Consider the following 26,675-nt stretch of genomic DNA (forward strand, 5'->3'; position numbering starts at 1 on the left):
TCGCTCACCAAAGCGCCTCGTGGTCATCCAGACCATCAACTGCTCTCAATCTTGTCAAAGCACATTTGCAATCACATGCGCATTGCCGCCACGAAGGCCTGAAAGGCGGCAGTCGGTTGACGTCGGCTAGGATAATAGAGGTGATTCGGGGGCAAGGTGGGTGCCCAGTCGGCCAGCACTTCGACCAGAGTACCGGCGGCCAGTTGCAGCGCGGCATGTGGCAGCGGCAGGCAAGTCACCCCCAGCCCTGCCACTGCAGCGTCGCGCATCACGTCGATATCGTTGGTGATGAAGTCGCCGCGGACTGACCGTTCCACCTTTCGGCCATCCCGCTCGAATTCCCAGCGGTGTACGACGCCAGAGGACGTGTATCGGTAACACAGACAACGATGAGCGGCGATACCGTCGGGATCGACGGGAGCGGGATGATCGGCGAGGTAGGCCGGCGCGGCGACGAAGACGAGCGGCACCGGCGCGCTGATACGGACCGATATCATGTCGGCCTGCAGGGTCTGGGCATGCCGGACCCCGCAATCAAATCGGTCCGCGACGATGTCGACGAACCCGTCGTCGACCACCAGTTCGACGGCGATGTCGGGATAGGCGCGCGCAAAGTCGGCCAGCCGCGGCAGGATGGCGTAGATCGCCGCGACCCGGTGCGCGCTGACCCGGATCCGCCCCGCCGGCCGTTCGCGGGCATTGTCGAGATCGGCCAGCGCGCCCGCGACCGAGGCGATCGCCGGCCTCAACCGCACCAGCAGTTCCTCGCCTGCGGGCGTCGGCGCCAGCGACCGGGTGGTACGGTCGAGCAGCCGGACGCCCAGTTTCGTCTCAAGCGACCGCATCGCATGGCTCAAGGCGGAGGCGGACAATCCAAGACGCGTTGCCGCTCGTGCGAAGCTGCCAGCCTCGACGATAGTTTCGAACACCGCGAGACCGGACCAGAGATCACGATCCATTCCTGAACATCCTTCAGCAACCCATGCGCCGCAGACGATCTAATCCTCGGGCGGTCCGGCGTCCATCTGGAGGTAACACAACGCAGGATGCCACCATGACCCTCGACACCTATCTCCCGCTTGGCCGCTCCGGCCTTCTCGTCAGCCCGCTGGCGCTTGGCACGATGACCTTCGGTACGCCGCGATGGGGTCTGGACGAGAGCGGCAGCCGTGCGGTGTTCGATCGCTACACTGATCTCGGTGGAAATTTCATCGACACCGCAGACGTTTATGCAGGCGGGCGATCGGAAGAGATGGTCGGCAGTTTCGTCGCCGCACAATCGTCGCGCGATCGGCTGGTGATCGCGACGAAATCGGGGTTTGCGACCGGTCATGGCTATCATGCAGGCGGCAATGGCGCGCGCCACATTCTAGCGTCCGTCGAAGGATCGCTCCGCCGCCTCCGGACGGACTTCATCGACCTGTACTGGGTGCATGTCTGGGACGGCGTCACCCCCGCCGAGGAACTGCTGCGGACGATGACCGCGCTCGTTGCAGCGGGCAAGATCCGCTATTGGGGCATATCCAACACACCGGCCTGGTACGTCGCCGAACTTGCGACGCTGGCGCGAGTCCAGGGGGATCCGGCGCCGATCGGTCTGCAATATTTCTATTCGCTGGTCGAACGCGGGGTCGAAGCCGAGCATCTGCCGCTCGCGCGATCGGCGGGCATGGGTTTCGTGCCCTGGAGCCCCCTCGCCTATGGCATGCTCACCGGCAAATATGACCGCGCGACCGTCGAGGCGGGTCCGAAGCGCGCGGGCGGCGTCCCCAACCAGGCCGGGCAGGACGACACGGCGCGGCCCGTCGACGACAAGCGTCTCGATGGCGACAATCCGTTCGGCGACACGTTGTTCACCGAGCGCAACTGGCAGATCGTCGACGAACTGAAGCGCATCGCAGCAGAGATTAACGAGACGCCGGCGCGCGTCGCGCTGTCCTGGGTGGTCGGGCAGCCCGGGGTTGCATCAACGCTGCTGGGCGTGAGCCGGGCGGAGCAGGTAACCGACAATGTCGCCGCACTCAGCCTCACCCTGCCACCCGAGCACCGTGCGGCTCTCGATGCGGCGAGCGGTGGCAACCTGCCGTTTCTTTACGGCCTGTTCGCCCCTGCCGTGCGCAATCAAGTCGTCTTCGGCGGCGGAGACGTTCGAAGCTGAAACTTCATCCTCGAGCCGGCAGCCAGAGCCTAAAGTCTGCGCCTGGGCCGGCTCCAATCGACGAGCCTGGCGTTTGGGGCCCTTCGGTCAGCTGCAAGTTCAGTCGCTGCACGCCGGCACGGACGGATATCATGCGGATCGGAATCATCGATGCGGGGATGGCAGGCCTGTCCTACGCCCAAGCGCTCCGTCATCAGGACCACAATGCCATTGTGTTCGATAAAAGCCGCGGGCCCGGTGGCCGTATGTCTACCCGTTGCATCGACACGCCGCTGGGTGATGTTGCGTTCGATCAAGGCGCGCAAGGGCTGGACGGCGCGCGCGCCTGACGAGGATTTCGCGGGGGCCGCCGAAGAATGGAACAAGTGGTTCGACGCCGATCCTTCAGCACGGCAAGGCGCCAAGATGCCAGTGCGGATCGCTGGAATGAAAGTGCCGATTGCGATGATCGCTGAAGCCTAACATGACTCGCCGAACTGCTACGCTGCGCTCAGCATTGGCACCATTAGACCCAGTTATGGACATTCGCGGGCAACTCTCTGCCGTCCGGTTTCGGACATTCGTTAATCAGATCTCTGCGGTACGGCATGTTACGCTCTAAGCGCGGGATATGGGTTCTCCAGCCAAATTCTTTCGCCCGATCATAGACAGACTGCGGAATGTGATCGACCACCGAGGTCGGTCCATCTCGACAATACTGTGTTCCCATTCGTGGCGAGCAGCTCCGCTTAATTGGTAAGCGGCGCGGGGATCGAGCGGGGCAGTAGCCCGCTCGAAGCCACCTTTGCACCGGCGTCTGAAGCGCATCGTCGCAGACTCGCCGAGCGATATGCCGATGACATCCTCATATACCGGTCGATCACAGTGCCAGCCGATGCCTGCGCCAGGATCATACCGGATCAGCAGTGCCTGAACGAGAAGGGTCGGGTCCAGCTGGGCAAAACGTGCCGCGCGGTCCCTGATCGAAAGCAGCCAATCGGGAAGCGGTTCGGCAGCCACCGGACGTCCCGCCTCGAAATCATAACTCCACCCGAATGACGTGGTGAGGCGCCTGCCGGTCCAGCCCTGGAACTTGAACGGGGTCGGATCGGTCGCATCGATCCGCGCGATCAGTGCCCGCTCCTCGTCCCGATCAAGGAAGTCGGGACATGCACGAAGCCCAGGTAGTACCGGCATATCGAAAAGGTCGAGCATCATGCTGCCGCGGCCTCTTCGAAGATCGGCAATTGCTCCACTTCTGCCGCCGTCGCCTCGGCAAAGTTCGACACCGTTACGCCAACGAGCCTGATCCCCTTGGCCGCGGGAAGAACCGAGCGCAAGAGATCGATCGCCGCCTGACGCAACTGATCGTGGTTCGTCACAACCGACGGTTGGCTGCGGCTCCGCGTGATCTGCTGAAAATCGGCGTATTTGATTTTCACAGTGACCGTCCGGCCGAACGCTTGGCGCCGTTCGCACCAGTTCCAGACATCGTCCGCCATCCGCAGCACCCCGGTTTCGATCTCGCTCTCGTCCGTCAGATCGCGGTCGAACGTCGTTTCCGAACCTGACGACTTGCGAACCCGGTTCGGATTGACGGAACGCGTGTCCCGCGCACGAGCGATGCCGTAATACCATTCGGCGGAACTGCCGAAATGCCGCCGCAGGAAGTCCAGCGACTGTGCGCGAAGATCGGCTCCCGTCTCGATACCGAGCCGCTTCATCTTGGCCGCGGTGACAGGACCGACGCCGTGAAACCGGGCGACCGGCAACGTTTCGACCCAGGCCGACCCCATGTCCGGAGTGACCGCAAACTGACCGTTCGGCTTGCGGTGATCGGACGCGATCTTCGCGAGGAACTTGTTGTACGAAATCCCCGCGGATGCCGTCAGTCCGGTCTCGCGGAATATGTCCGCACGGATGGCTTTCGCGGTGAGCCACGCCGTCGGCAGGCCCACCTTGTTGTAGGTGACATCGAGATAAGCCTCGTCCAGCGATAACGGCTGGATCAAGGTCGTGTAGCGCGAGAATACCGCGTGAATTTGTCGAGACACCCGCTGGTAAACTTCGAAGCGTGGCGGCACGAATATCAGGTTCGGACAGCGACGTTGTGCCGTCACCGAAGGCAAGGCGGACTTCACCCCGTATTCGCGCGCCTCATAGCTGGCGGCCGCGACGACGCCACGAGCCCCCGCGTGGCCGACCGCAACCGGCTGGCCTCGGAGCGCCGGATTGTCCCGCTGCTCCACGGAGGCAAAGAAGGCGTCCATATCGACGTGAATGATCTTGCGGCTGGGCTCGACGACCATGGTCGAGCGGAATATCGCAAAACGAACGAATGGGGAACACTGTTTCTGGCGTGTGTATCCCACGCCGCGTCGTCAGCTCGAACGAGACCTCGATCGGACATGTTTGTGCAACATGGATTATCTTCGCCAGCTCCAATTCCATATCCCATTGAGCCAATGGGATTTGAGTCCATTCTCCCGGAGCGTGAGCCTGAAGAGGACACGCTGAAATGACAAATGGGGGCAGAATGCTAGTATCCGTGCGATCCGGCTTTTTAATTCTTACGACCGTAGCCCTGCCCTGCCCCTTGCTGGCACAAACGGTGCCCGTGGACGTGCCATCAGCCCCCGCGCCTGCCGAAAGTGCGGATGCTTCCGGCGACATCGTCGTCACGGCGCTCCGTCGCCAATCGACGGTACAGACCACGCCAATCGCCATCTCGGCGCTGGGGGAAGGCCAGTTGGCCAAGCTCGGCGCGACGACCATTGCCGATATCATTCGGCAAGTCCCGGGACTGCAGCTGACGGAGAGCGATTCAGGACGCACGCGCGTTTCGATCCGCGGCGTTCAGGCGGCCGGCGAAAGCACTGTCGGGCTGTATTACGGCGAAACGCCGCTGACCGGTCCTTCCGGGACGAATTCGGACCCCGCCGGAAACACGCCGAACCTCAATCTCTTCGATGTCGAACGCGTCGAAGTCCTGCGCGGACCGCAGGGTACGCTCTACGGATCCGGATCGATGGGCGGCACTCTGCGCGTGCTGTTCAACCAGCCCGATGCGAGCAAATACGAAGGTACCGCGGAGCTGCAGGCGACCACCACGCAGAACGGCGGCATCGGCTATTTCGTGAAGGGTGCGCTCAACGTCCCGATCATCGCGGACAAGCTCGCGCTGCGCGTCGTCGGCTACCGCGAGCGGCAAGGCGGTTATGTCGACTACACGCTGCTCGATCGTAAGAACACCAATCGCGCAACCCTCGAAGGCGGTCGCGTCATGCTGGGCTTCACGCCGAGCGACGATGTTTCCATCACCGCGACCGCGTTGCTGCAGACCCAGAATATCGACGGCACCGCGCAGTATAACTCGGTCCTCGGGCCGTTCCGCGCGGACTTCCAGATATTCCAGCCGTGGCACGACAAGCTGCAACTCTACAACGGCGTCGGGCGGTTCAATCTAGGCTTCGCGACCCTGACGACTAGCGCGTCCTGGTATCGCTGGAACGTCGAGAGCACCAACGACAACAATGCCGCGTTCGCCAGCGTCGTTTCAGGCGCACGGTGGTGTCCGCTCTACACCCGCGTCGCGCTGGGCATTCCCACGACGACCTGTACCCCTGCACAACGTACCGCATATCAGGCCTATGCCCGGTCGAAGGCACCGTTCGGTGCCTACCAGCCGCGCTATGTCCGGAACTTCATCCAGGAAGCACGGCTCGGCTCGAACGGGAATGGCCCACTCAGCTACACCGTCGGCGTGTTTCACGAGGATCGCTTCGACCGGGTAGACACCCGGCCCTTTGCCGGCGACCCGGTCAGTGGAGGGCAGCGCGATCCGGTCGACAATCTGGGCGGTCGCAACATCCTGACCAGCGTCAAGCAGACCGCGTTCTTCGGCGAAGTCGGTTACCGGTTGCTGTCGCCGCTGACCCTGACGGTCGGCCTGCGCCACTTCGATTATACCAAGACCGTCGGCGGCGAGTATCTCGGCTACAACTTCACCAACGGGCAGGAACCGCGCCCCTATGAGGAAACCAAGGCCAATGCCAAGGGCTGGGTAAAGAAGTTCAACGCCGAACTGCGCGTCACGCGTGACGCCCTGGTCTACGCCAACGCAGCGCAGGGGTTTCGTCCCGGCGGCGCCAACAACATTCCCAATCTGCCGGCGCAGTATCTCGTCTACCGTCCGGACTCGCTGTGGAATTATGAGCTCGGCGCGAAGACGTCGTGGTTCGACCGGAAGGCAACGCTCAACGTCGCGATCTATCGGACCGACTGGGACGAGGTACAGACCTCGGTATCGACGCTCCAGCAGGGCGGTGGCAATTTTAACTTCATCTACAATCTCGCCGGCGTTCGGGTCGAGGGTGTCGAGGTCGAAGCAATCGTTCGCCCCGTCCGCCACCTCACCATCAATGGCAGCGTCAACTACAACGACGCCAAGCTGACCTCGGACCAGGTCGATTCCACCGGGTTCATCAATGCTCCCGGCCGCATCGGCGATACGCTTGCGTACATCCCGAAGACGACGGCGTCGGCTGGTGTCGAGTATTCCCCGCCCCTGACGGATACGCTGACGGCTCTGGTACGGTTCGACTGGACCTATACCGGGCGGATGAACACCGAATTGCGAGAGACCAATGCGTTCTATCGCGAGATCGGCAACTTCAGCATCTTCAACGCGCGCATCGGCGTCGATGCGCAGAACGGGCTTGCTGTTTCGCTGTTCGCGAACAACGTCTTCAACAAATACGGCCTGAACCGGGTTGCCTCCGCTACCGGCGTACCGGACTATTACGTCAGTTCGCGACCCCGGACGATCGGCATCAACGCCCGCAAGAGCTTCCGAAGACCACCTGCCGGGTCGACGGCGTCACCGTTCCCGGCCCTTTACCCAATCTCATCGACCAGGAAGACATAGCATGAAGCACATTGCGCCTGCCCTGATGGCGACCGTCGCCCTGATCCTGCCACTCGCTGCGACCGCTCAGGGAGCAACGGAACGTCCCGATCGAACGGCCTTTCGCAGCCTTTACAAGGAACTGGTCGAGACGAACACGACCTCGTCGGTCGGCGACTGCACGAAGGCCGCGCAGCAGGTTGCGGCCCGGCTGCGCACGGCCGGCTTCACCGACCGTGATCTCACACTGTACGTGCCAGACGGCCGCCCGCGCGACGGGGGCCTCGTAGCGACCTACGCAGGATCGAACGCCAAGGAGCCAGCGCTGCTGCTACTCGCGCATATCGACGTCGTCGAGGCCAAGCGCGAGGATTGGGTCCGCGACCCCTTCACGCTGATCGAGGAGGACGGCTATTTCTACGCGCGCGGTAGTAGCGACGACAAGGCTCAGGCTGCGATCTTCTCGGACACGCTGATCCGCTGGAAGCAGTCGGGGTTCAAGCCACGCCGTACCGTGAAACTCGCGCTGACCTGCGGCGAAGAAGGGACGAACGAACGCGTGCTCAATGGTGCTGGCTGGCTGGTCGACAACCGGCCGGAACTGGTGAAGGCCGGCTTTGCGTTCAACGAAGGCGGCGGTGGCCGAACGGCACCTGGCGGAGGCCCGGAGACGCTCGGCGTCCAAGTGTCGCAGAAATCGCCGCGCAACTTCAACCTCGAGGTCACCAACCGCGGCGGACACAGTTCGCAACCGCAGCCAGATAACGCGATCTATCGCCTGGCTGCGGCTCTCACCAAGGTCAGCACACTGCAATTCCCCGTAAACCTCAACCCCGTCTCGACGGCGTATCTGGCGCAGGCCGGCGCCCTGCGGAAGGATGCCATCGGGGCTGCGATGGTCCAGCTTTCGAAGCAGCCGAACGACGCGCAGGCTGCAGCGCTGGTATCGTCGGACCTGAGTCTGAATCCTCTGCTCCGCACGACCTGCGTGGCGACCCTGATCGATGGTGGGCATGCCGCCAATGCCCTGCCCCAGCGCGTCACAGCCTCGATCAACTGTCGGATTGCCCCTGGCGAGACCGCGGATCAAACAAAGGCTGCCATCGAGCAAGTGATCGCTGACCCGCAGGTGCAGGTGCTCCGCAGCAAGATCCAGGAACGCCCTGTCGCAGTGACACCGCCGCTAGACCCCGCGATACTCAAACCGATCGCGGCGATCGGCGCGAAACACTTCCCAGGCATTCCCGTAATCCCGACGCAGTCGGCAGGGGCAACGGATGCAACGTACCTGAGCAAGCTAAACATCCCGACCTACGGCATTCCCGGGCTGTGGAACGATCCTGCGACGGCTGGCACGCATGGACTGAACGAGCGCATCTCGTCGGATGCCCTGTATCGTGGTCGCGACTACATTTATGATGTTGCGACCTACTTCGCATTACATTGAGAGACAGAAGGTTCAACGTGAACGGGCAGCGCAACACGGTCACGTTCAACATTTAATCTAGAACGAGACGCAGGTTTTTCTAACTCCGTTATTTATGAGAAGGGAGAATGCGCCGTTTAAAATAACTTGGCGACTAGGATGGTATTTTGCGTGACATCTGATCGCTCTGATCTCAACCGAAACCCAAGATAGAACGGCTTGCCGCGTATCTCAGAAGCTGCATTGCACCGCTGACCCGAAGAAGGCAGCTTACGTGATTGCAGAAAAGGAGACCGGATTGTGTCTGTTGCTGTCTTGGAAAGCCATCGACTGTCGCTCATCGCGCTCGTCCCCGACAAGGCCGTCTCCATATTCGAACGGTTCCGGGAGTTTCCGCGGTTTGGCGATGCGCAGCATATCGCTGTTCGCAGCCGTACCGCTGCTGAGCGAACGGCGCTGGCGGCGCGGATCGATGCCGCCGTATCGGCATCCGATCGTGCCGTCATGCTCCTGGCGCAGGGCAGTGCCTGCGCGGCAGCCGCATGGTGGGCCCGACTGTCGCCGAAAGCCTATACCGCGAACGTTGCCGGTGCCTTGTTGGTCGCCCCCGAAGGCACGAGCTTGGACCACCGTAACTTCGCGGCGCCAAAAATCGGCTTGCCCTTCCCATCGATCGTCGTCGGCGCCGATGACGAAGCGCAGCGCCTGGGCGTGGAATGGGGCAGTCGCCTCATCGATGGCCCACTCCTGAACGCCGCGACGGCGCCGACCAACCGCCTGCGCGCCATCATCGAACGCTTCACCTCGGCTGTCGTCGAGCGCGACGTCGTTGCCGCGTATCGCATCATCCAGGCAATCGGGGACGCCTAGCTGGACGCCGGCTGCCCAGTAAGACCTGCCGAACGTCAGGCAATGTGAGCGCTCTGTCGAAGATCATACTTCGTGTTTGGGGTCGGCGGGCCCGCGTATCTTCGTGACGAAGCAAACCTATCCCAGCCGCGCACCTTTGCTTGCTTTGAATTCCCATCACTCTGGGGGATGTTAGCATCAGCCAAGGAGTTGGATATGCGTAATCTCTTCGCAAGGATGTCCGTCATCGAGTGGCCCACGCTCACGGTCGCGGCGCTGATCTACGCCAGCTGGATCGCGCTTACCGCGTTTCACGCGCAGGTTCCGATGCCCGTACTGATCGTCCTCGGCGGATGGTTTATCGCCTGGCAGGGATCGCTGCAGCACGAGACGATCCACGGCCATCCGACCGGGATCGGCCGGATCGACAGTGCAATTGGATTTGCCCCCTTGTCACTCTGGCTGCCGTATCGGCTGTATCGTCGAAGCCATATTGCGCATCACGGTGCCGAGGTGATCACCGATCCCCGACACGATCCTGAATCGCGCTACCACCTCTCCCGACACGACGCCCTCATCGCCTCGCTACAATCGACCGTGGTTGGCCAGATGATCTTCGGCCCGGCATTGTCGATCGGCCGATTCCTATTCAGCGAGGCGCGCCGCGCCGTTCGCAACCCTGTTGCTGTCGCGCGGGACTGGGTGCCGCATCTGATCGGCGTAGCTGCGATCTTGTGGTGGCTGGATCATGTCGGACTGAGCCTCGCCAAGTATGTGCTGGCATTCGTCTATCCGGGCACCGCGCTGACGATGCTGCGCTCCTATGCCGAGCATCGTGCCGACCTCACGAGTCCCGGACGCGCCGCCATCGTCGAGCGCGGCGGCCTGTTCGCGCTGCTGTACCTCAACAACAATCTCCATGCCGCGCATCACGAACGGCCGGGGCTCCCCTGGTATCGCCTCCCGTCCTATCACAGCAGTCACCGTGACCGGTTCGTGGCGCAGGGCGCGCCGGTCTATCGCGGCTATGGTGAGATCGTCCGGCGTTTCGCGTTTCGATCGCATGACGACATGCTCCATCCTGGTGCCCGGCAACATACCGCATGAGCCGCCTGGTCGCATCGCTTGGAATGTACGATCATCCGGCGCAGCAGTCCGCCAACGACCGGATCTGGTCCGAGATCGTCCGCATCCTGCGCAAACGGGGGGTCGACCGCATGCCCGACGTCCTCGACCGGGCGCGCCACGTCCATGATCTCTGGCGGGACCCGAACCTGCTGTTCGGGCAAGCGTGCGGCTACCCGCTGATCGCCGACGATAGCCTTGCTCTTCAAGTGATCGCCTTACCGATCTACGATATGCCGGGGTTCACAAGTAGCGACGCGACACATGCCAGCGTACTGGTGGCGCGCGCGAACGATGGACGGAGGTCGCTGGTCGACTACCGCGACACCCGCGCCGCAATCAACGATCCGCAGTCGAACACAGGCATGAACCTGTTCCGCGCGACGTTAGCGCCGATAGCCGAGACCAGTGCCTTCTTCGCTCGCGTTGTGCAGACCGGATCGCATCGCGGCAGCATCGCGGCGATCGCCGCAGGGAGCGCGGATATCGCGGCGATCGACACCGTCACCTACGCGACGCTTGTGCGTCACGAACCAGATCTGACCGCCCCCCTCAAGATCGTCGCCCGTAGCCCGGCCTCTCCGACGCTGCCGTTCGTGACGTCCGCTGCGACGGGCGTCGAGACGATCGCAGCGCTGCGACTTGCCTTGCAAGAGGTCATGACGGACCCACGCCTTGCGGAGGCTCGTGCCAGCCTCGGGCTGGCGGGGATCATCACCGCGAATTTCGACGCGCTGGCCCCGATCCACGCGCTGCAACAAACGGCGATCCGCTTCGGCTATCCGAACCTGCGATGACCACCCCGCCCCGTCATCAGGCGGCTAAGCTCGGTTGCGTCATCGTGAGCCTGTCCGGCACCCGCCCTGCTTTGCAGCACATCGATGCTGGAAGCGAAGAAGTGTTTAGACCGGAATGTCACCGCGTATCGTTACGCGTTCCATCCTGCGACGCGCAGGCCAATAGTCTGCGACGGGATAGTGCTGCGTCGCCCGATTGTCCCAGATGACGACCGCGTTCGCCGACCATCTGAAGCGAACCTGATATTCGGGCACCTTGAACCGATCGAGCAGATACCCGAGCAATTCTGCACTCTCAGCCTCATCCATCCCGTCGATCTGACTGGTGAAGCTCGCGTTGACGAACAGGACCTTCTCACCCGTTTCGGGATGCACGCGGACGATTGGATGGTGCTGAGGCGGATAGTCCTGAGCGAACGCCGCCCGTTGCTCGGGCGCGATCCGGTCTCCGAAATCGAAGAGCAGGTCATGCGTAGCGGTCAGCCCTGCGATCCGGGATTTCACGTCATCGGGAAGCCCAGCGTAGACAGCGGCGGCATCGGCCCACAACGTATCCCCACCAATCTCCGGGATCTCACGGGCGCGCAACACCGCCCCCATCGAGGGTGCGGCGCGGAAGGTTACGTCCGCATGCCACTTGTCGAGCGTCTGGAAGCGCTGGTTGCCGGCGTTGTCCTCGACGCGTCCCTCCGATCCACGAATGTCGAGGATCTCGGGATATCCCGGCACATGCTTGATGACCGGGTGACCTTCAAGGTCACCCCACACCTTGGCCAGCGTCAAATGCTGTTCATGGGTGAGATCGAGATCCCGAAAGAACAGGACTTTGTAGCGCAGCAGCAGAGTGCGTAGGGCGGCGGCCATTTGAGCATCGATCGATCCGTCGATGCGCAAGCCACCGATCTCCGCACCCAGGATCGGACCGGATGGTGCGACCGATAGACCCGCGCTGTCGGTCACATCCGCTGGAACCAGCGTTTCCCGTTCGATATCAGCCAAAGCAATCCTCCAACGACGATCAGAACACCCAGCCGCGCAAGCTCGGCCGATGCCACAACGAGCAGCGCCCCACACACCAGGATCACGCAGGTGGCGACTGCGGCTCCAAGGGGCAAGTGAAAGCGCGCTTCCGGAATGCCGCGCTGGCGACGAAGACGCAGCAGCGCCGCGGCGCACCCCATGAAGATCAGCAACCGTGATGCGCTTGACGCTGCGATGCCCGTGACGAAATCGCCTCCGAGCGCCAGAAAAACGGCGACGATGCCCGTCGTCACGATGGCCATGTCCGGCGTCCCCCTGCCTGACGCGATGCGGCCGAATATCGCCGGCAATTGGCGGCTTTCCGACAGCGCGAGCATAAGGCGCGGCGCCGTGATCCATTGGCTGACGAGCGTACCGAGCACGATCACCGCCGCGGCAAGCTCGGCGCCGCGCGCGACCTCGCTCCCAAACAGACGACCGAGCAGATCTCCGACAGGACGCTCGCTCAGCGCGAGGTTCGGCACGCCGCGCCAGCATGCGGCAATCACGCCTGCATACAGCGCGGTGACCACCGCCATACCGGCAAGCAGGGCGAACGGAACTGCGCGGCGCGGGTCTACCACCTCACCTGCGACCGCGGTTGGTCGTTCGAACCCGACGAATGCGAAGAACATCAGGATCAGCGCCGTTACGGGCTGTGCAGCTGTAGAGGGTAAGGTAGCGGGAGCCGCTGATGTGGTAAGGCCAGCGATGGCCACCCCCGCCAGCAAACCGAGCTTGAGGACGGTCAACGCACCGCTCGCGATTGCCGAGCGCCCCATGCCTGCACAGGTCAGGACGGTGAGTCCGAGTCCCGTACCGACCACTATCATGGTGTGTGCGTCAGGTGCCACCATGGTCGCGAAGAGGTTGAGCAAAGACGCTGCAGCCAAGACGGTCGCCGCCCACAAGAGCCAGCCTGCCGCGAACCCCGCGACCGGACCGAAGGCCGCCGTGCAATATTCGACAGGGCCCCCGCTTCCGTCCATGCGGCTGCCAAGCTCCGCAAGGCATAGCGCGGCCGCTAACGCGAGGATGGCTGCACCGGCTACGACCAAACCGGTGGAGGCGCCGGCAAGCGCGTAGACCTTGCCTGGCAGTCCGAGGATCCCTGCACCGACGACGCAATTTATCGTAAGCGTCGTCAGCCCCCACCGCCCGAGCGAGCGAACGAGACCGACCCGGTCTGGACTGACGACCTCATTCGCGTCTTTCGAACCCGGTCTCATCACCGATCCGTCTCGAGCGCGGCCAGGTCGCTGTCGGGGAACAAAGCGTCGATGAACCCGAATTTCGTCATGTCGGCAATCCGCTGCGGATACAGCACGCCGTTCAGGTGATCGAGCTCGTGCTGGACGACCCGTGCGTGAAAACTCCGGGCCTCTCGTACGAGCTCGCGACCGTCCTCGCCGATGCCACGGTAACGAATGTGCGTCGAGCGGGGCACCGATCCTCGCAGGCCCGGGATCGAAAGGCATCCCTCCCACCCCTCATCGGTCTCGTCGGTCAGGATGTCGACCTGCGGGTTGATCAACGTGGTCTTCGGCACCGGTGGTTCGTTTGGATAGCGCGGGTTGTCGTCGAAGCCGAAGACCATGACGCGCAGCTCAACCCCGATCTGCGGCGCTGCCAGGCCGACGCCGTTTGCCGCAGCCATCGTATCGTGCATGTCAGCAATAAGCTTTCTCAACTTCGGGTCGGCGAGGTCGACCACCGGCCGCGCAATGCGGAGAAGGAGCGGATCCCCCATCTTCAAGATCGGCCTGATCACAGCAACACCACCAGCTTGGTGACCATCTCTCAGCCCTCACCCACTCGATTGCCTGCAACCTGATCTGCAGGATGAAAATCATGCCATGCCAGGCACCGAAAGCCGAGCGATGCAGCGCAAAACAAAAGCTCTGTCCACAATCCCCACTGTCAGCATAGGGATATCGCCATACAGGGCAAGCAGCAGCAAACGCTGACATAAAGGGGTATCATGGCAGCACATCCGTCATCGACGACGCGCGCGCTCTCGGCGCTTGCATTGATTGCCGGCATGGCAGCTTCGCCAGTTACCGCGCAGTCGATCGCGCAGTCGCCCAACGCGGCTGAAGCCGCCCCTACGGACGACGTCGGCGAGATCACGGTCACCGCTCGCCGCCGGGAAGAGAGTCTGCTGACCACGCCGGTTTCCGCGACGGTCCTGTCGGGCAGGAACCTCGTCCAGCAGAACATCCGCAACTTCCAGGATCTGCGCGGCGCCGTGTCCAATCTCGAACTGGTACCCCTGCTGTCCGGCGGCACGAGCTTCACCATTCGCGGGATCGGACAGACGTTCAATCAGGTCAATTCGGACACAAAGGCCGGCTTCTACGTCGACGAGATGTACGTCAGCCGGCAGGAAGGCAACGACCTTCACTTCTACGACGTCGCGTCGCTGCAGGTCCTAAAAGGCCCGCAGGGAACGCTGTTTGGTAAGAACACGACGGCAGGCGCGGTGTTGCTCACGACGCAGCGTCCGACCGATCGGTTTGAAGGCTATGCGCAGGTCCGCGCTGGCAGCTTCAGGCGGATCGATACCGAGGGTGCGCTCAACGTGCCGCTGACCGATGGCATCTATGCCCGGGCAAGCTTTCGCACGCAGAGCGTACGCGGCTATATCAAGCACGTTCTGGACGACGACCGCAGCGGGAACGTCAACAGTCAGTCGGGCCGCCTTCAGCTGCGTGTCGACAAGGGCGGGCCCCTCACGATCGATCTGCTCGGCGAGTATAACCGGTCGAAGACTGATGGCGGCGCGACCATACCCGTCGGCTGCCTTTCCACGGCGGGATACATTCAAAACTACGATGCCCTGCACGCCGTCCCCTATTGCACGGCCTATCCCGTGTTGGGGAAGGACTACACCGTCTATGGCGGCGCCACTCTCCTCGCGCCTACGAGCGCGGCCGTGACAGACATCGCGCGCGGTGGCGATGCAGGCGGTATCTCTCGTTATGCGGGCCGCGGCCCCTTCAACGACACCGACGCAACGACACTAAACGGCCGTCTCGGATATGATCTGGGCGGCGGCATCGCCCTGCATTCGATCACCGCGTATCGCCGCTCGCACGCCCAGTTCTACACGCCAGTGAACAACGCCCCGAACGACATCTACGCGGAATATGATGACACTCGCAGCACGCAGTTCACGCAGGAGCTTACGATCGGTGGTACCATCCTGGACGACCGCCTGACGTTTCTCGCGGGCGCCTTCTATTTCCAGCAGAAGACCGACTTCCTCCAGGATACCGGACCCGACTGGATCGATCCGCTTGGCTACGTCTACGACGCCTCACTCAAGTATCGCAGCTACGCAGCCTTCGCGCAGGCGTCGTACAAGATCACGCCGAAACTTGAGGCCACACTCGGCGGGCGCTACACCTATGATCGCAAAACGGGCTCCAGCTATGTCTTCTTCGCCGGCCGGGAGAACACGTTCCTCTACAACGGCGTGCCGACGCAGTGCGGCTATTTCAGCGGTGATTTTCTCGGAGGGATCGCCAACTGCGGTGGTGCCCCATTCACAGCGCGCGATACCGATCACTGGGACGGCTTCGATCCGAAGCTTCAGCTTTCCTATCGCTGGTCCGACACGGTCTTCACCTATCTAACTGCCGCACACGGCTACAATTCCGGCGGCTTCAACCAGCAATTGGGCGGCCCTTCAGCCGACGGACGCTTCCCGTCTTCCTACGACCCCGAAAAGCTGTGGTCATACGAAGCCGGCGTGAAGCTCGACCTTCTCGATAGGCGAGCAGTAATCAACCTTTCCGGCTTCTATCAGAAATACACCGACATCCAGGCGAGCGTGAACGTCCTGGTCGGCAACGTCTCTACGCGCCAGGTTCAGAGCGCGGCGTCTGCTCACGAGGCAGGGTTCGAAGGCGAATTCGTGCTGCGGCCGGTGCGGGATCTGACGGTACGGGGCAACGTCTCGTATCTGACGCAGGGCTATGACAGCATTCGCCCGAACGCCGTAACGCTAACGCTCGATACGCCGGTCAATTCCGCACCGAAATACACCTACAGCGCGGCCGTAGCCTATGATCTGCATGTTGGAGGTGGGCTTGTGACACCCAGTGTCGACGTACGCGGTGTTGGCAAGAAGCCCGCGTGTCAGTCGGGTGCCGACTATGTTTGCCGCTTGCCGGCTTATGCACTGGTTGGATTCCGGCTCGACTATTCGCCTGACGCGGACGGGCGCTGGCGGATCGGCGTTTACGGGACCAACGTCTTGGACAAGGTGACGCAGCAGGCCCGTACGGGGTATTTCGGCGGCTTTGGCATTGACCGATATACACCCGGTCGGCCGCGGGAGTTCGGTGTCGAAAGTTCGTTGCGGTTTTAAGAGGGTTATGTCGACGAGCCCGGACCGAGCCCACCAAGAAACCGCAATGTTCCATGACCCAGCAGCAGTCACCTGCGGGCGGTTTTCAGCTCCCCAACTTCCGCCATTTATTCACGCTGCGACAACGACCGCTGCATAGACGTTACGACCCTCACGTTGAAGGGCTCGCCACTCCGATGCGGAAAAGACATCAGCACGACATATAAAGTGGTATAAGTTGCCATTGGCGCGGTGCGCCAAAGGAGATCGCCATGTCATTCATCGTCAACGGAAATGCCGTCGCAGGACCGGTCGACCCTCGTGTATCACTGCTCGACTATTTCCGGGAGACGCTGCACCTGACGGGCACAAAAAAGGGCTGTAACCAGGGCGCATGCGGAGCGTGTACGGTGCTGGTCGATGGTGAACGCATCCTGTCCTGCCTCGCATTGGCGGTCCAGTATGACGGCCGTGAGATCACGACGATCGAGGGCCTGGGCGAGGTCGAGACGCTCCACCCGTTGCAGACGGCCTTCATCGAATATGATGGCTTCCAATGCGGCTACTGCACGCCGGGGCAAATCTGCTCGGCGATCGGCATGGTGGCGGAGGCGCGACGCGGCGTTCCCAGCAACGTCAGCGCCGACCTATCCGACAGCGTGATGCTAACCCGCGAGGAGGTTCAGGAACGGATGAGCGGCAACCTGTGCCGTTGCGGCGCGCATAACGGCATCATTGATGCGATCCAGGCGACGATCACATCGGAACGCGCCACGGAGGTAACGGCATGACCCCCTTCAGCTACACGCGCGCCGAAGATGTGGCGGATGCGGTGCAACTAGGTGCGGGCCATGCGACGGCCTTCCTTGGCGGTGGTACCAACCTCGTCGACTTGATGCGCGAGACCGTAGTGCAGCCAGAGCGGCTGGTGGACGTGACCGGCCTGTCCAACGCGATCACCGAGACCGCGGATGGCGGGCTGCTGATTGGCGCGGCCGTCCGCAATACCACGCTGGCCGAGCACCATGCGGTGCGGACACGCTATCCGGTGCTGTCGCGCGCGATCTTGGCGGGCGCCTCGGGGCAGATCCGCAACATGGCAACGGTGGGAGGCAATCTGCTGCAACGGACCCGGTGCACCTATTTCTACGATACGGACGGATCGCGCTGCAACAAGCGCACGCCCGGCACCGGGTGCGATGCCCGCGAGGGCTTCAACCGCATCCATGCGATCCTAGGCGCCTCCGACGCCTGCGTTGCGACGCATCCATCCGACATGTGCGTTGCGCTGACCGCGCTCGAGGCGACCGTGCATATCGAAGGACCCGACGGCGCGCGCAAGCTCGCCTTTGGCGACCTCCACCGCTTGCCGGGCGACCGACCCGATCTCGATACGGTGCTGGCGCCAAGCGAGCTCATAACGGCTGTCGCGCTGCCGCCGCTCGGCTTCGCGGCCCATTCCACCTATCGCAAGGTGCGCGACCGGGCGAGCTACGCCTTCGCGCTGATCTCCGTCGCTGCGGCGGTGGAGATGGACGGCGACCGGATCGGCGACGTCCGGATCGCGTTCGGCGGCGTCGCGCACAAGCCCTGGCGCGCGACCAAGGCTGAGGCAGCGCTGCGCGGCGCATCGCCCACCGAAGCCGCGTTCCGCGCGGCAGCGGCCGCGGAGTTCGCCGACGCGCAGCCTCTTCGCGACAATGCGTTCAAGCCGGAACTGGCGGCGCGGACGCTGGCTGCGGTGATGGCGGACCTGGCGAAGGGAGAAGTGGCATGAGCATCGTCGAGACCGCGAAGCAGGCAGCGCAGGGCCTGATGCAGGGCGCAATGGAGAAGCTCGTGCCGCTAGCACCCGACAGCTGGATTCCCGGTGGCCGTCCCGATCCTCTGATCGCGCACAAGCACGGCCTGATCGGCACACCCGTATCCCGGCTCGACGGCGCGCTGAAGGTCAAGGGCGAGGCTACCTTCTCGGCGGAATTCCGCTTCGACCACATGGCGTATGCAGCGCTCGCTTATGCGACGATCCCGCGCGGACGGATTACGGCAGTCGACAGCGGCGCCGCGGAAGTCGCGCCGGGTGTTGTGCTTGTGATGACCCACCTCAACGCGCCTCGGATGAACAAACCGGGCGTGTTCGGCTCGTCGCCGACCGCGGTGGGCCCTGCCGACCTGCCAATCCTGCAGGACGACCGAATTCACTGGAACGGCCAGCCGATCGCCTGCGTCCTCGCCGAGACGCAGGAACAGGCCGATCATGCCGCGTCGCTTGTCCGCTTCACCTATGACGAGGAGCCGTCGACGACCAGTCTGGCGGGCGCGAAGGCCAACGGCATTGAACAGGGCTTGTTCATGGGCCAGCCGCTGCTCAACGAGATCGGCGATGCCAAGGCCGCGCTCGCCACCGCGGCGCACGTCGTCGATCAGGTCTATCGCACGCCGCGGCACAACCACAATGCGATCGAACCGCATGCCGCGACGATCGCCTGGGTCGATGGCGAACTGGTGATCCATGACGCAAGTCAGATGGTCACCGCGCAGGCGCAGACGATAGGCGAGGTCTTCGATCTCGATCTTCACCAGGTCCATCTGACCTCGCCCTATGTCGGCGGCGGCTTCGGCAGCAAGGGCCTTTGGGACCACCAGATCATTGGCGCTGCCGCGGCGAAGCTAGCGCAGAGGCCGGTGCGCATCGCGCTGTCGCGCGAGGGCGTATACCGCGTCGTCGGCGGGCGAAGCCTAACCGAGCAGCGCGTCGCGATCGGCGCGACCGCGGATGGCGCCTTCGAAGCGCTGATCCATACCGGCCTGTCGGTCATGACCCCGCACAACAACATGCCCGAACCGTTTATCCTCGGCACGCGCACGGCCTATGCCTGCCCCAACATTACCCTGCAGGTCGAGATCGCCAGGATGAACATGTTGGCCAACACCTTCATGCGCGCGCCGGGAGAGGCGGTCGGCACCTTCGCGCTAGAATGCGCGATCGACGAACTGGCCGCCGATCTCGGCATGGATCCGGTGGAGCTGCGTATCCGCAACGAGCCGGACAAGGACCCGACCTCAGGCCTCAGCTTCTCCTCGCGGCACATCGTCGACGCGTGGCTCTCCGGCGCCGAGCGGTTCGGCTGGGCGGATCGTTCGGCGGTGCTGGGCGGGCGCCGGGACGGCGAGTGGCAGGTCGGCATGGGCTGCGCGACCGGCACTTATCCCTATTACCGGATGCCGGGTGCCCAAGCACGCATCACCCTTGCGCGTGACGGAGACACGGTGCGCGCGAAGATCGAGGTCGCAGCCGCCGAGATGGGCATGGGGACGTCGACCACCACCGCGATCGTTGCAGCGGAGCGACTGGCCCTGCCGATGGACCGGATCGAGGTCGGCTACGGCGACGCATCGATCCCGGGCGCGATCATGGCAGGCGGATCGCAGCAAACCGCAGCAATCGGTGCCGCCGTCATCGCCGCGCAGAACGCGCTGGTCGGCGAACTCCTCAAGCTCGCCGGCAACGATTCGCCTCTAGCCGGGCTGTCAGCGGACGAGGTAGGTAGCGAGGACGGCGGGCTCGCCAAGCGCGACGATCCTGCGCGGCGGGAAAGCTACGCCTCGATCCTGACACGCGCGCAACGCGACAGCGTCACCGTCACTGAGGCGGCGTCCCAGCCCCTCGAACTGATGCACTGGTCGATGCACTCGCACAGCGCGATTTTCTGCGAAGTGCACGTCAACGCGGTTACCGGCGAGACACGGGTCAGCCGTATCCTTGGGTCATTCGATTGCGGCCGCATCCTCAACCCCAAGACGGCGAGGAGCCAGTTTCGCGGTGGCATCATCATGGGACTGGGCATGGCGCTGATGGAGGAGACGCAGTTCGACGAACGCAGTGGTCGGATCATGAACCCTAGCCTCGCCGAGTATCACATTCCCGTGCACCTCGACGTGCCGGACATCGACGTTATCTGGACCGACATCGCCGACCCTCACACGCCGATGGGCGCGCACGGTATCGGCGAGATCGGTATCACTGGCGTAGCGGCGGCCGTTGCCAATGCCGTCTACAACGCGACTGGCAAGCGCGTGCGCGATCTGCCAATCACGCTCGATAAGCTGATGTAGGTGGTTGGTTAGCGGAAACGCACTGCTTTGACCCACTTCCGGTCGTTCAGCGGCATCTTTCCTCTTCCCGGAACCGGACGTCTGTTAATCTCGACAGGTACGGATCCAGGGCAGGTGGTGGCTGTACAGCAGATGGTCGGGCATTCCGCACGTAAAAGATCTAACGCGGCCTTCCAACACCGCGGGGTTCGCGGGAAACGGAGATTTGTGCATTGATGTTACAACCGGACGGTTCCAATCGTCCCCGGTTCGCTTTCGTGCGCCAGCAGGACTGGGAGGAACGGGAACATCGAGCCGACCGAATGGCCGCTTTTGGTGGTTAACACCCCCTTCCTAAGCCTCAATGTATGCGCGCAACGAAGTGTTTGGCCGCGGTGGCACTAATGTTGGCGTCGAACGGGCCGAGCAGCTTCCCGCGCCGAAAAGTCTTACGGCTGACGACTTGATATCGATGTACAGCTATCTCGCTCGCGATAAGTCCGATAAAGGTGGCAAAGCACCCCAATGGGCATCAGATACAAATCCCTCTGCTGGCTACATTGCTTGGATGCTTTAAGGCGGGAAGGAGAGCAAGGAATGGGTCAATCGGAACGCCAAGAGACTTGATTGACCCGGCTATGCGGCGGGCCGGTCTTGATCAAAGTATCTCGTCGCAACGGCATGATTACGCGATCTTGAAGTCGCCGATTTGCAGCGTCGATTGATCACTGAGGAAATGGCTGGTGAAGGCATGCGCGTCGTCGGCAAGTGACTGCAGCGTCCGCTTGAGCATCGCGCCGGTCTGCTGGACCTCGTCGACCGAAGCGAGGTTGCGATCAACCGACGACGCAATCTGCTGGCTCGCCTCGGTGAGCATTTGGCTGCGGTCCTCGACCGCCTCGATTCGCCCGTTGAGCTGTTCTATCGCCTGCGCCTGCTCGCGCGACATCGCCGCCACCCGGCCCGCGCCGTCATCCATGCTGTCAATCAACGCACCCAGACTGCCTGTGCTCGCGACCACCGACCGGATCTGGTCCTGGACTGCTTCAATCTTCGAGCGCACGTCGCCCGCGCTTGCGCCCGTTCGGGTTGCTAACGACTTTATCTCTGCTGCCACCACCGAAAAGCCTGCGCCCGCGGGGCCCGCACGCGCCGCCTCGATCGTCGCGTTGAGCGCGAGCAGGTTGGTCTGCTTGGTAATCGCGCTGATCACGTCGACGATCTGCTCGATGCTACTGGCCTGTTCCTGCGACAGCGCGACAGTATCGTTAGCACTGCGCGCATGATCGCTGATCGATCGGGCGGCGAGGCTCGTCCCCGCCACTTCCCGGTCGATCTCCTCGAAGGTGTGCGCCAGTAGATGCGTCTCCTTGCCTGCCTCGAGCATTTCGGTCGCAAATAGTTGCGCGATCGCGTCGAGCTCTAGCGCCAGCCGGCGATTGCCCTCGATCGTCTCGTGCAGGCTAATCGCATTTGCCTCGAGCAGCACCATCGCCTCCTGCGCCTCCCGAATTATGCCGCCGACCTGGCGTTCGAACGCCTCGGCCAGCGCGGCCAGCGTGGCCTCGCGATCGCGCCGCGCCTGCGCCTCGACCTCGGCGATCGCGCTAGCCTGGCGCGTCTTTTCCTCCTCGGCATGGCGGCGCAGCAACTCGGCCTGAGCCGCGAGGCGTTTCGCATCCTCGCGCTGCGTCTGGAACGTCGTCAGCGCGGTGACGACCAGCCCCAGTTCGTCATGCCGCTTAAGCGTCGACAGATCGATCGCGGCCTCGTGCATTACCGCATCCGTCGCCGCCGCAATATCGGTGATCGAGCCGATGATCGATCGCCCGATCACATAGGCCATCACCAGACTGGCGCCCGTGCCGACGAGCAGGACGAGCAGCAGGATCGCGATCGTGACATGCGTGACCAGCAGCGCCCCCGATGCCGCCTGCCCGGCGCGGCCGATACCCGCGGCGGTCACGCGCCGGATCCGCGTATCGATCTGCTGCGCATTGGCACGAAACGGGTCGACCATCGCCGCGGTGCTGGCAAAGTCGACCTCGAGCATCGACGTCAGCACGTCGACGGTCGCGGTATATCGGTCCAGATCGGCGAGCACCGGGCCCAGCTGTGCGCGCTGCCCGGCGTGGCTGCGGCGGTAGCCGACCAGCGCCGTACGGACCCGGGCCAGATCGAGGTGGATCGCCGCCACTTGCCCATCGACCGCGATCGTCGGCGTCGCCGCCTTCGTCACCAGCAGGTGATAGACGTTCGCGTTGGCGAGACCGAACCGCTGCGTGATCGCGTTGAGCTGCTTGATATCGCGCATGTCGCGGTTGACGATGTCGTCGACGCTGCTCCCGGTGATCAGCAGCGCCACGGTGCTGGCCAGCGCCATCACCACGAACAGCACCAGCATGATGACCGGCGTCGCCGCGACCTTGACCGCGATCGGCCGGTCGGCGAGCGCCAGCCTGCGGTCGAGCCGGTCCGACAGCCGGAAGAACGCGTTAAAGTGCAAGTCGCACCCCTGCGCGCACGCGACGATCCGCCGGGATCGGCGATACCGCCGCACCGTCCGCCAGCGCCAGATTTTCGCCCGCGATATAGACTTCGAGCGCGGAGGTCAGCCGCAGCCCCGCCCGCGCATCGAGCGCCACCGCGTCGTCGACCCGGTAGAGCAGCAGCTGCGGCGTCGACGAGAAGGCGAATTGCCGCGTTGACGAGGTGTAGCGCGCGACCCCCGACAGCGACAGTCGCCCGATGTCATAGCCGAGCGCCAGATTGGCCTTGTGGACCGGCGTCGTCGACTTGGGCGACAGCGCATAGGGGATTGGCAGCGTCAGCGACGCCAGCTGCTCGTCGGTGTGCGTCCAGGTATAATTGGCGCGCCATGTGAGCGCACCGACCGCGCCCGACGCCGACACCTCGGTGCCATAGGTGGTATAGTCGCCGATCGCCGTGAACCGCGCGACGAGCGAGGGCAGCGGGGTCAGGAACAGCTCGGTCTGCAGGCCGTCGCCCGGCGACGCGATCGCATTGTCCGTCTTCGTCACGAAGGCGTTCGCCTCGATCTGCGTGCCGCCGACCGTCCGCGCATAGCCGACCTCGCCGCTCCATACGCCGACCGGATCGATCCGCGGCGATCCTGCCACGAAGATCGGTACCGGCGCCGGGGTGATGATCGGCAGGCGGATCCCGTAATTCACTAGCGACGGCAGCTGGTAGCCGCGACCGCCATTGATCCGCAGCTGGCCGCGCGCATCGGTCTGGACGAGCAGCGCGACGTTGAAGCTGAACCGCGTGAAGGCGCGGTCGAAATCGCTCGCCACTTCATAGCTCGGCTGCGCGATCGCGCCCGCCTGGTGCAGCCAGAGCCGGTCGATCCGCGCCGCCGCGGTGATCGAAATCGCCTCGTCCGGATGCAGGTCGAGCATCGCATTGGCCGATCCGACGTCATAGGAAATCCGCTCGGCGAACTGGTAGGCCGAGCGCAGCCGGTTGTTGCGATATTCGCCGCCGAGCCGCAGCGTATCGCTCTTGCCCAGCCGGACCAGCGTCGACGCCTGAGTGACGATGATCCGGTTCTTGAACCCGAGCGGCTCAGTCGCATCCGCCGTCGCGCCGACGCCATATTGCACATCGAGCCAGTTGACATAGCCGCCCAGCGTCACGCCGCCCCAGCCCGTGTCGCGCGTGGCCGAGGCATGGACGTTGTCGCTGCGATAGCGCTGGTTCGACAGCAGCTGGCTCGGCAGATACTCGACCTGCCGATTGGTCGAATGGCCGCCGCCCAGCACCGTCTCCAGTCCGTCGAACGAACCGGTGATGTCGCCCGACACCTGGTCGCTCGCGACGTCGCTGACCATCGCCGGGCGCAGCAGCGTCGCCGGGATGCGACGTTCGTCCTCGCGCGCGCGGACCCCGGCAAGCCGGATCCCGATTGCCGGGGTGACGGGCAGCGTCACGGACCCGGCGAGCCGGCTGATGTCGTGATTGCCCAGCTCGGCGATCGCGGTGACGGTCGGCGTCTGGCCGACGCGCCGGGTGATGATGTTGACGACACCGCTGGCGGCGTTGAACCCGAACAGCGCGTTTGCCGGCCCGCGCACCAGCTCGATCTGCTGGATCTCCTCGAGCTGGACGCCCAGGAGATTCCAGTCGGTCATGCCATAATGATCAAGATAGACCTGGCGTCCGTCGACCAGCACGAGCAGCCGCGCATTATAGGTCTGGACGCCGCCGCGCACCGATACGTCGCTCTGCCCCGCGGTCCAGCGGTTCACGTCGATGCCGGCACGCGTCTTCAGCAGCCCGGGCACGTCGCGGGCGGGCGACCGCGCGATATCTTCGCGCGTGATGATGATCGCAGACGCGGGCAGTTCGGACGCGCGCTGGGGCTTGCCGATGACGCTGGTCGTCACCGGCTCGCCGATCGTCTCTTGCAACGCCTGGTAATCGACGGCTTGCGCACCTGCGACGGCCGGGCAGAGCACTGCACCGGCCGTCAGCATGGCGCGCAATCCGGTGGCGAAAGTCGAAACGGTCATCGTTAAATTTCCTTGATCAGCATCAGGAATGCCGACCCGAATCTGATATTGGCAGCCCGCGCCGCGGCGCGATTGACGGTGATCTGGGTCTTGGGACCCGAGGTGATGCCGACCACGCACCGCGCGGTCTGCACGCAGGCGGGATCCGACGAGATCGTCAGGACCGACGATCTGGTGGCCGCGGCGGCGATGCCGGCATACTCCGGGCGCAATCCCGTCGTGACGAAGGCAAGCCGGAATCCGGCGAGCGACCCGATCGACCCGACCGGCACGCGGCGGGCGCGGATCGCACTGCGTCCGGCGGCCAGTCCCGATCCGATCGCCCGCTCGATCGCCGCCGCCTCGGCCTCCGATGCAGCATTGCCCGGCTCGAATACGATCGCGGCGGCGACCGTCCCCGCGGGACCGGGCTGGAGGAACGACACGACTCGCGCCGCGATCGGCACGTTCAGTTCCGCAGACAACGGCGTCGCGCTGCCCAGCGCGGCCACGACGCACATCCATATCTGTAGTTTAAACACTCTGTCCCCCAACTGTAAGGCGACAGATAACAACCATTATTGTTCAATTAGTTAACGAGTGAGACACCGTGATTTTCCGATCCTGACAGTGGCTATGCACCCCTAAACAAGACCCAGAAACGGTCATTTAGCCTTCACCTCGCCAATCCCCATACCGGTCATTGGTTCATGTCTGTCGAGCGTGCAGCTACGAGATTTAGGACAGCACAAGGAGCTAGCTCGGGAGCGGCCCCGCCGCGCGGTAGCTTTCGATCAGAGCATCGAATACGGCGATGTCGGATCTGCTGCGGGCAATGATTTGCGCGCCGGCAACCGCCGCGTAGATTGCTCGCGCTCTTGCCTCGACGCTTTCAGGCAAGCCAATCGCTGCGGCGGCAAGCTGTTTACTGAGCCACGCCACGTTGACGTCAGCGAAAGCCTGTACCTGTTTCAGAACCGGCTCAGGCAGCTCGTCACGCTCGGTTGCCATGAAGCTGCTGAGGCACATCCGATTGTCACGCTCCAGCGACGCCCGAAAAATGCTCGGGTATCGCCGTAACGCGTCCCAGGCGTCCTTCGCGTCGGTGGATATCTTCTCGAGGTCGCGGGCAATATCCTCCTGATAGCGACGCGCTACCGCCTCACCGAGCAACGCCTTGTTGGCGAAGTAATAGTTGAGGCTGGCGGCCTTGATGCCGACCTTCGCGGCGAGGTCGCGGAAGTTGATGCCGCCATAGCCGCGCGTCATCGCCGCCTCGCGTGCGGCCAGCAGGATGGCCTCCCGCGCATTCTCCTTCGTCGTTGCCGCCATAATCACGCCTCCACCTGTCATATGGCAGACAGGGGTTGACGGGGCAAGTTTTGCGTCACAGATGTAAACCTGTCATCTGACAGGCAGGTGATGTGATCGACAATCTGATCGATGAAAGCG

Annotated in this window: 22 protein-coding genes; 12 read left to right on the top strand and 10 right to left on the bottom strand. The window is 63.5% G+C overall.

Annotation, left to right across the window (positions count from 1 at the left end; genetic code table 11):
* Nucleotides 1-71 precede the first annotated feature (71 nt).
* Nucleotides 72-959 (bottom strand): LysR family transcriptional regulator, encoded by an 888-nt coding sequence (locus C8J26_RS15485; RefSeq protein WP_107959147.1) that lies wholly within the window; start codon nt 957-959, stop codon nt 72-74.
* A 95-nt stretch (nt 960-1,054) separates the two neighbouring features.
* Here C8J26_RS15485 and C8J26_RS15490 point away from each other — a divergent pair, with 95 nt between their 5' ends.
* The 3 genes from C8J26_RS15490 (at nt 1,055) to C8J26_RS15500 (ending at nt 2,620) form a co-directional block, all read left to right on the top strand.
* Nucleotides 1,055-2,158 carry an aldo/keto reductase gene (locus tag C8J26_RS15490; RefSeq protein WP_056024510.1) on the top strand — a complete coding sequence of 368 codons (1,104 nt, stop codon included), beginning with the start codon at nt 1,055-1,057 and terminating at the stop codon, nt 2,156-2,158.
* A gap of 158 nt (nt 2,159-2,316) precedes the next feature.
* The gene (locus C8J26_RS15495; RefSeq protein WP_235532437.1) at nt 2,317-2,487 is read left to right on the top strand and encodes an NAD(P)-binding protein; all 171 of its coding nucleotides are present in this window, start codon (nt 2,317-2,319) and stop codon (nt 2,485-2,487) included.
* Nucleotides 2,438-2,620 (top strand): hypothetical protein, encoded by a 183-nt coding sequence (locus C8J26_RS15500; protein ID WP_056024507.1) that lies wholly within the window; start codon nt 2,438-2,440, stop codon nt 2,618-2,620. The genes C8J26_RS15495 and C8J26_RS15500 overlap by 50 nt, the downstream gene beginning before the upstream one ends.
* Nucleotides 2,621-2,755: 135 nt before the next feature.
* On the opposite strand, the gene C8J26_RS15505 is transcribed toward C8J26_RS15500, so the two are convergent.
* Nucleotides 2,756-3,355 (bottom strand): alpha-ketoglutarate-dependent dioxygenase AlkB, encoded by a 600-nt coding sequence (locus tag C8J26_RS15505; RefSeq protein WP_107959148.1) that lies wholly within the window; start codon nt 3,353-3,355, stop codon nt 2,756-2,758.
* On the bottom strand, nt 3,352-4,446 hold the full coding sequence (gene dinB, locus C8J26_RS15510) for a DNA polymerase IV (protein ID WP_107959149.1): 1,095 nt from the start codon (nt 4,444-4,446) through the stop codon (nt 3,352-3,354). Before dinB ends, C8J26_RS15505 begins: the two co-directional genes overlap by 4 nt.
* A gap of 314 nt (nt 4,447-4,760) precedes the next feature.
* On the opposite strand from dinB, the gene C8J26_RS15515 reads away from it, so the two are divergent.
* The 5 genes from C8J26_RS15515 (at nt 4,761) to C8J26_RS15535 (ending at nt 11,240) form a co-directional block, all read left to right on the top strand.
* On the top strand, nt 4,761-7,064 hold the full coding sequence (locus C8J26_RS15515; protein WP_167398863.1) for a TonB-dependent receptor: 2,304 nt from the start codon (nt 4,761-4,763) through the stop codon (nt 7,062-7,064).
* Nucleotide 7,065: 1 nt separating this feature from the next.
* Nucleotides 7,066-8,490 carry a M20/M25/M40 family metallo-hydrolase gene (locus C8J26_RS15520; RefSeq protein ID WP_107959151.1) on the top strand — a complete coding sequence of 475 codons (1,425 nt, stop codon included), beginning with the start codon at nt 7,066-7,068 and terminating at the stop codon, nt 8,488-8,490.
* Between the two features lie 279 nt (nt 8,491-8,769).
* Nucleotides 8,770-9,339: an alpha/beta hydrolase gene (locus C8J26_RS15525; RefSeq protein ID WP_167398864.1), complete on the top strand. Its 570-nt coding sequence runs from the start codon at nt 8,770-8,772 to the stop codon at nt 9,337-9,339.
* A 72-nt stretch (nt 9,340-9,411) separates the two neighbouring features.
* Nucleotides 9,412-10,425, top strand: a complete 1,014-nt coding sequence (locus C8J26_RS15530; protein WP_244185342.1) for a fatty acid desaturase — start codon at nt 9,412-9,414, stop codon at nt 10,423-10,425.
* A 110-nt stretch (nt 10,426-10,535) separates the two neighbouring features.
* A complete protein-coding gene (locus C8J26_RS15535) occupies nt 10,536-11,240 on the top strand; it encodes a phosphate/phosphite/phosphonate ABC transporter substrate-binding protein (RefSeq protein WP_244185343.1) in 705 nt (234 codons plus the stop codon).
* A 105-nt stretch (nt 11,241-11,345) separates the two neighbouring features.
* Here C8J26_RS15535 and C8J26_RS15540 read toward each other — a convergent pair whose 3' ends face one another.
* Genes C8J26_RS15540 through def form a run of 3 tightly spaced genes read right to left on the bottom strand, consistent with a single transcriptional unit; the run spans nt 11,346 to nt 14,031 of the window.
* Nucleotides 11,346-12,239, bottom strand: coding sequence for a TauD/TfdA dioxygenase family protein (locus C8J26_RS15540; RefSeq protein ID WP_107959154.1), 894 nt, complete (start codon nt 12,237-12,239; stop codon nt 11,346-11,348).
* Nucleotides 12,197-13,489, bottom strand: a complete 1,293-nt coding sequence (locus tag C8J26_RS15545; protein ID WP_107959155.1) for an APC family permease — start codon at nt 13,487-13,489, stop codon at nt 12,197-12,199. The genes C8J26_RS15540 and C8J26_RS15545 overlap by 43 nt, the downstream gene beginning before the upstream one ends.
* Nucleotides 13,489-14,031, bottom strand: coding sequence for a peptide deformylase (def, locus tag C8J26_RS15550; protein ID WP_107959156.1), 543 nt, complete (start codon nt 14,029-14,031; stop codon nt 13,489-13,491). The genes C8J26_RS15545 and def overlap by 1 nt, the downstream gene beginning before the upstream one ends.
* Before the next feature lie 210 nt (nt 14,032-14,241).
* Here def and C8J26_RS15555 point away from each other — a divergent pair, with 210 nt between their 5' ends.
* The 4 genes from C8J26_RS15555 (at nt 14,242) to C8J26_RS15570 (ending at nt 20,730) form a co-directional block, all read left to right on the top strand.
* On the top strand, nt 14,242-16,635 hold the full coding sequence (locus C8J26_RS15555) for a TonB-dependent receptor (protein WP_244185344.1): 2,394 nt from the start codon (nt 14,242-14,244) through the stop codon (nt 16,633-16,635).
* 251 nt (nt 16,636-16,886) lie between these two features.
* The gene (locus C8J26_RS15560; RefSeq protein WP_107959157.1) at nt 16,887-17,405 is read left to right on the top strand and encodes a 2Fe-2S iron-sulfur cluster-binding protein; all 519 of its coding nucleotides are present in this window, start codon (nt 16,887-16,889) and stop codon (nt 17,403-17,405) included.
* Nucleotides 17,402-18,391: an FAD binding domain-containing protein gene (locus C8J26_RS15565; RefSeq protein ID WP_107959158.1), complete on the top strand. Its 990-nt coding sequence runs from the start codon at nt 17,402-17,404 to the stop codon at nt 18,389-18,391. The genes C8J26_RS15560 and C8J26_RS15565 overlap by 4 nt, the downstream gene beginning before the upstream one ends.
* Nucleotides 18,388-20,730: a xanthine dehydrogenase family protein molybdopterin-binding subunit gene (locus tag C8J26_RS15570; RefSeq protein WP_107959159.1), complete on the top strand. Its 2,343-nt coding sequence runs from the start codon at nt 18,388-18,390 to the stop codon at nt 20,728-20,730. Before C8J26_RS15565 ends, C8J26_RS15570 begins: the two co-directional genes overlap by 4 nt.
* A gap of 664 nt (nt 20,731-21,394) precedes the next feature.
* On the opposite strand, the gene C8J26_RS15575 is transcribed toward C8J26_RS15570, so the two are convergent.
* The 4 genes from C8J26_RS15575 to C8J26_RS15590 all read right to left on the bottom strand — a co-directional run bounded on the left by C8J26_RS15575 (nt 21,395) and on the right by C8J26_RS15590 (nt 26,555).
* Complete coding sequence (locus tag C8J26_RS15575; protein WP_107959160.1) at nt 21,395-23,215, bottom strand: methyl-accepting chemotaxis protein; 1,821 nt, start codon at nt 23,213-23,215, stop codon at nt 21,395-21,397.
* Nucleotides 23,205-25,244 (bottom strand): TonB-dependent receptor plug domain-containing protein, encoded by a 2,040-nt coding sequence (locus C8J26_RS15580; protein WP_107959161.1) that lies wholly within the window; start codon nt 25,242-25,244, stop codon nt 23,205-23,207. Before C8J26_RS15580 ends, C8J26_RS15575 begins: the two co-directional genes overlap by 11 nt.
* Before the next feature lie 2 nt (nt 25,245-25,246).
* Nucleotides 25,247-25,735 carry a YfiR/HmsC family protein gene (locus tag C8J26_RS15585; protein ID WP_167398865.1) on the bottom strand — a complete coding sequence of 163 codons (489 nt, stop codon included), beginning with the start codon at nt 25,733-25,735 and terminating at the stop codon, nt 25,247-25,249.
* A gap of 244 nt (nt 25,736-25,979) precedes the next feature.
* Nucleotides 25,980-26,555, bottom strand: coding sequence for a TetR/AcrR family transcriptional regulator (locus tag C8J26_RS15590; RefSeq protein WP_107959163.1), 576 nt, complete (start codon nt 26,553-26,555; stop codon nt 25,980-25,982).
* Nucleotides 26,556-26,675 lie beyond the last annotated feature (120 nt).

The sequence above is a fragment of the Sphingomonas aurantiaca genome (assembly GCF_003050705.1).
Taxonomy (GTDB): domain Bacteria; phylum Pseudomonadota; class Alphaproteobacteria; order Sphingomonadales; family Sphingomonadaceae; genus Sphingomonas; species Sphingomonas aurantiaca.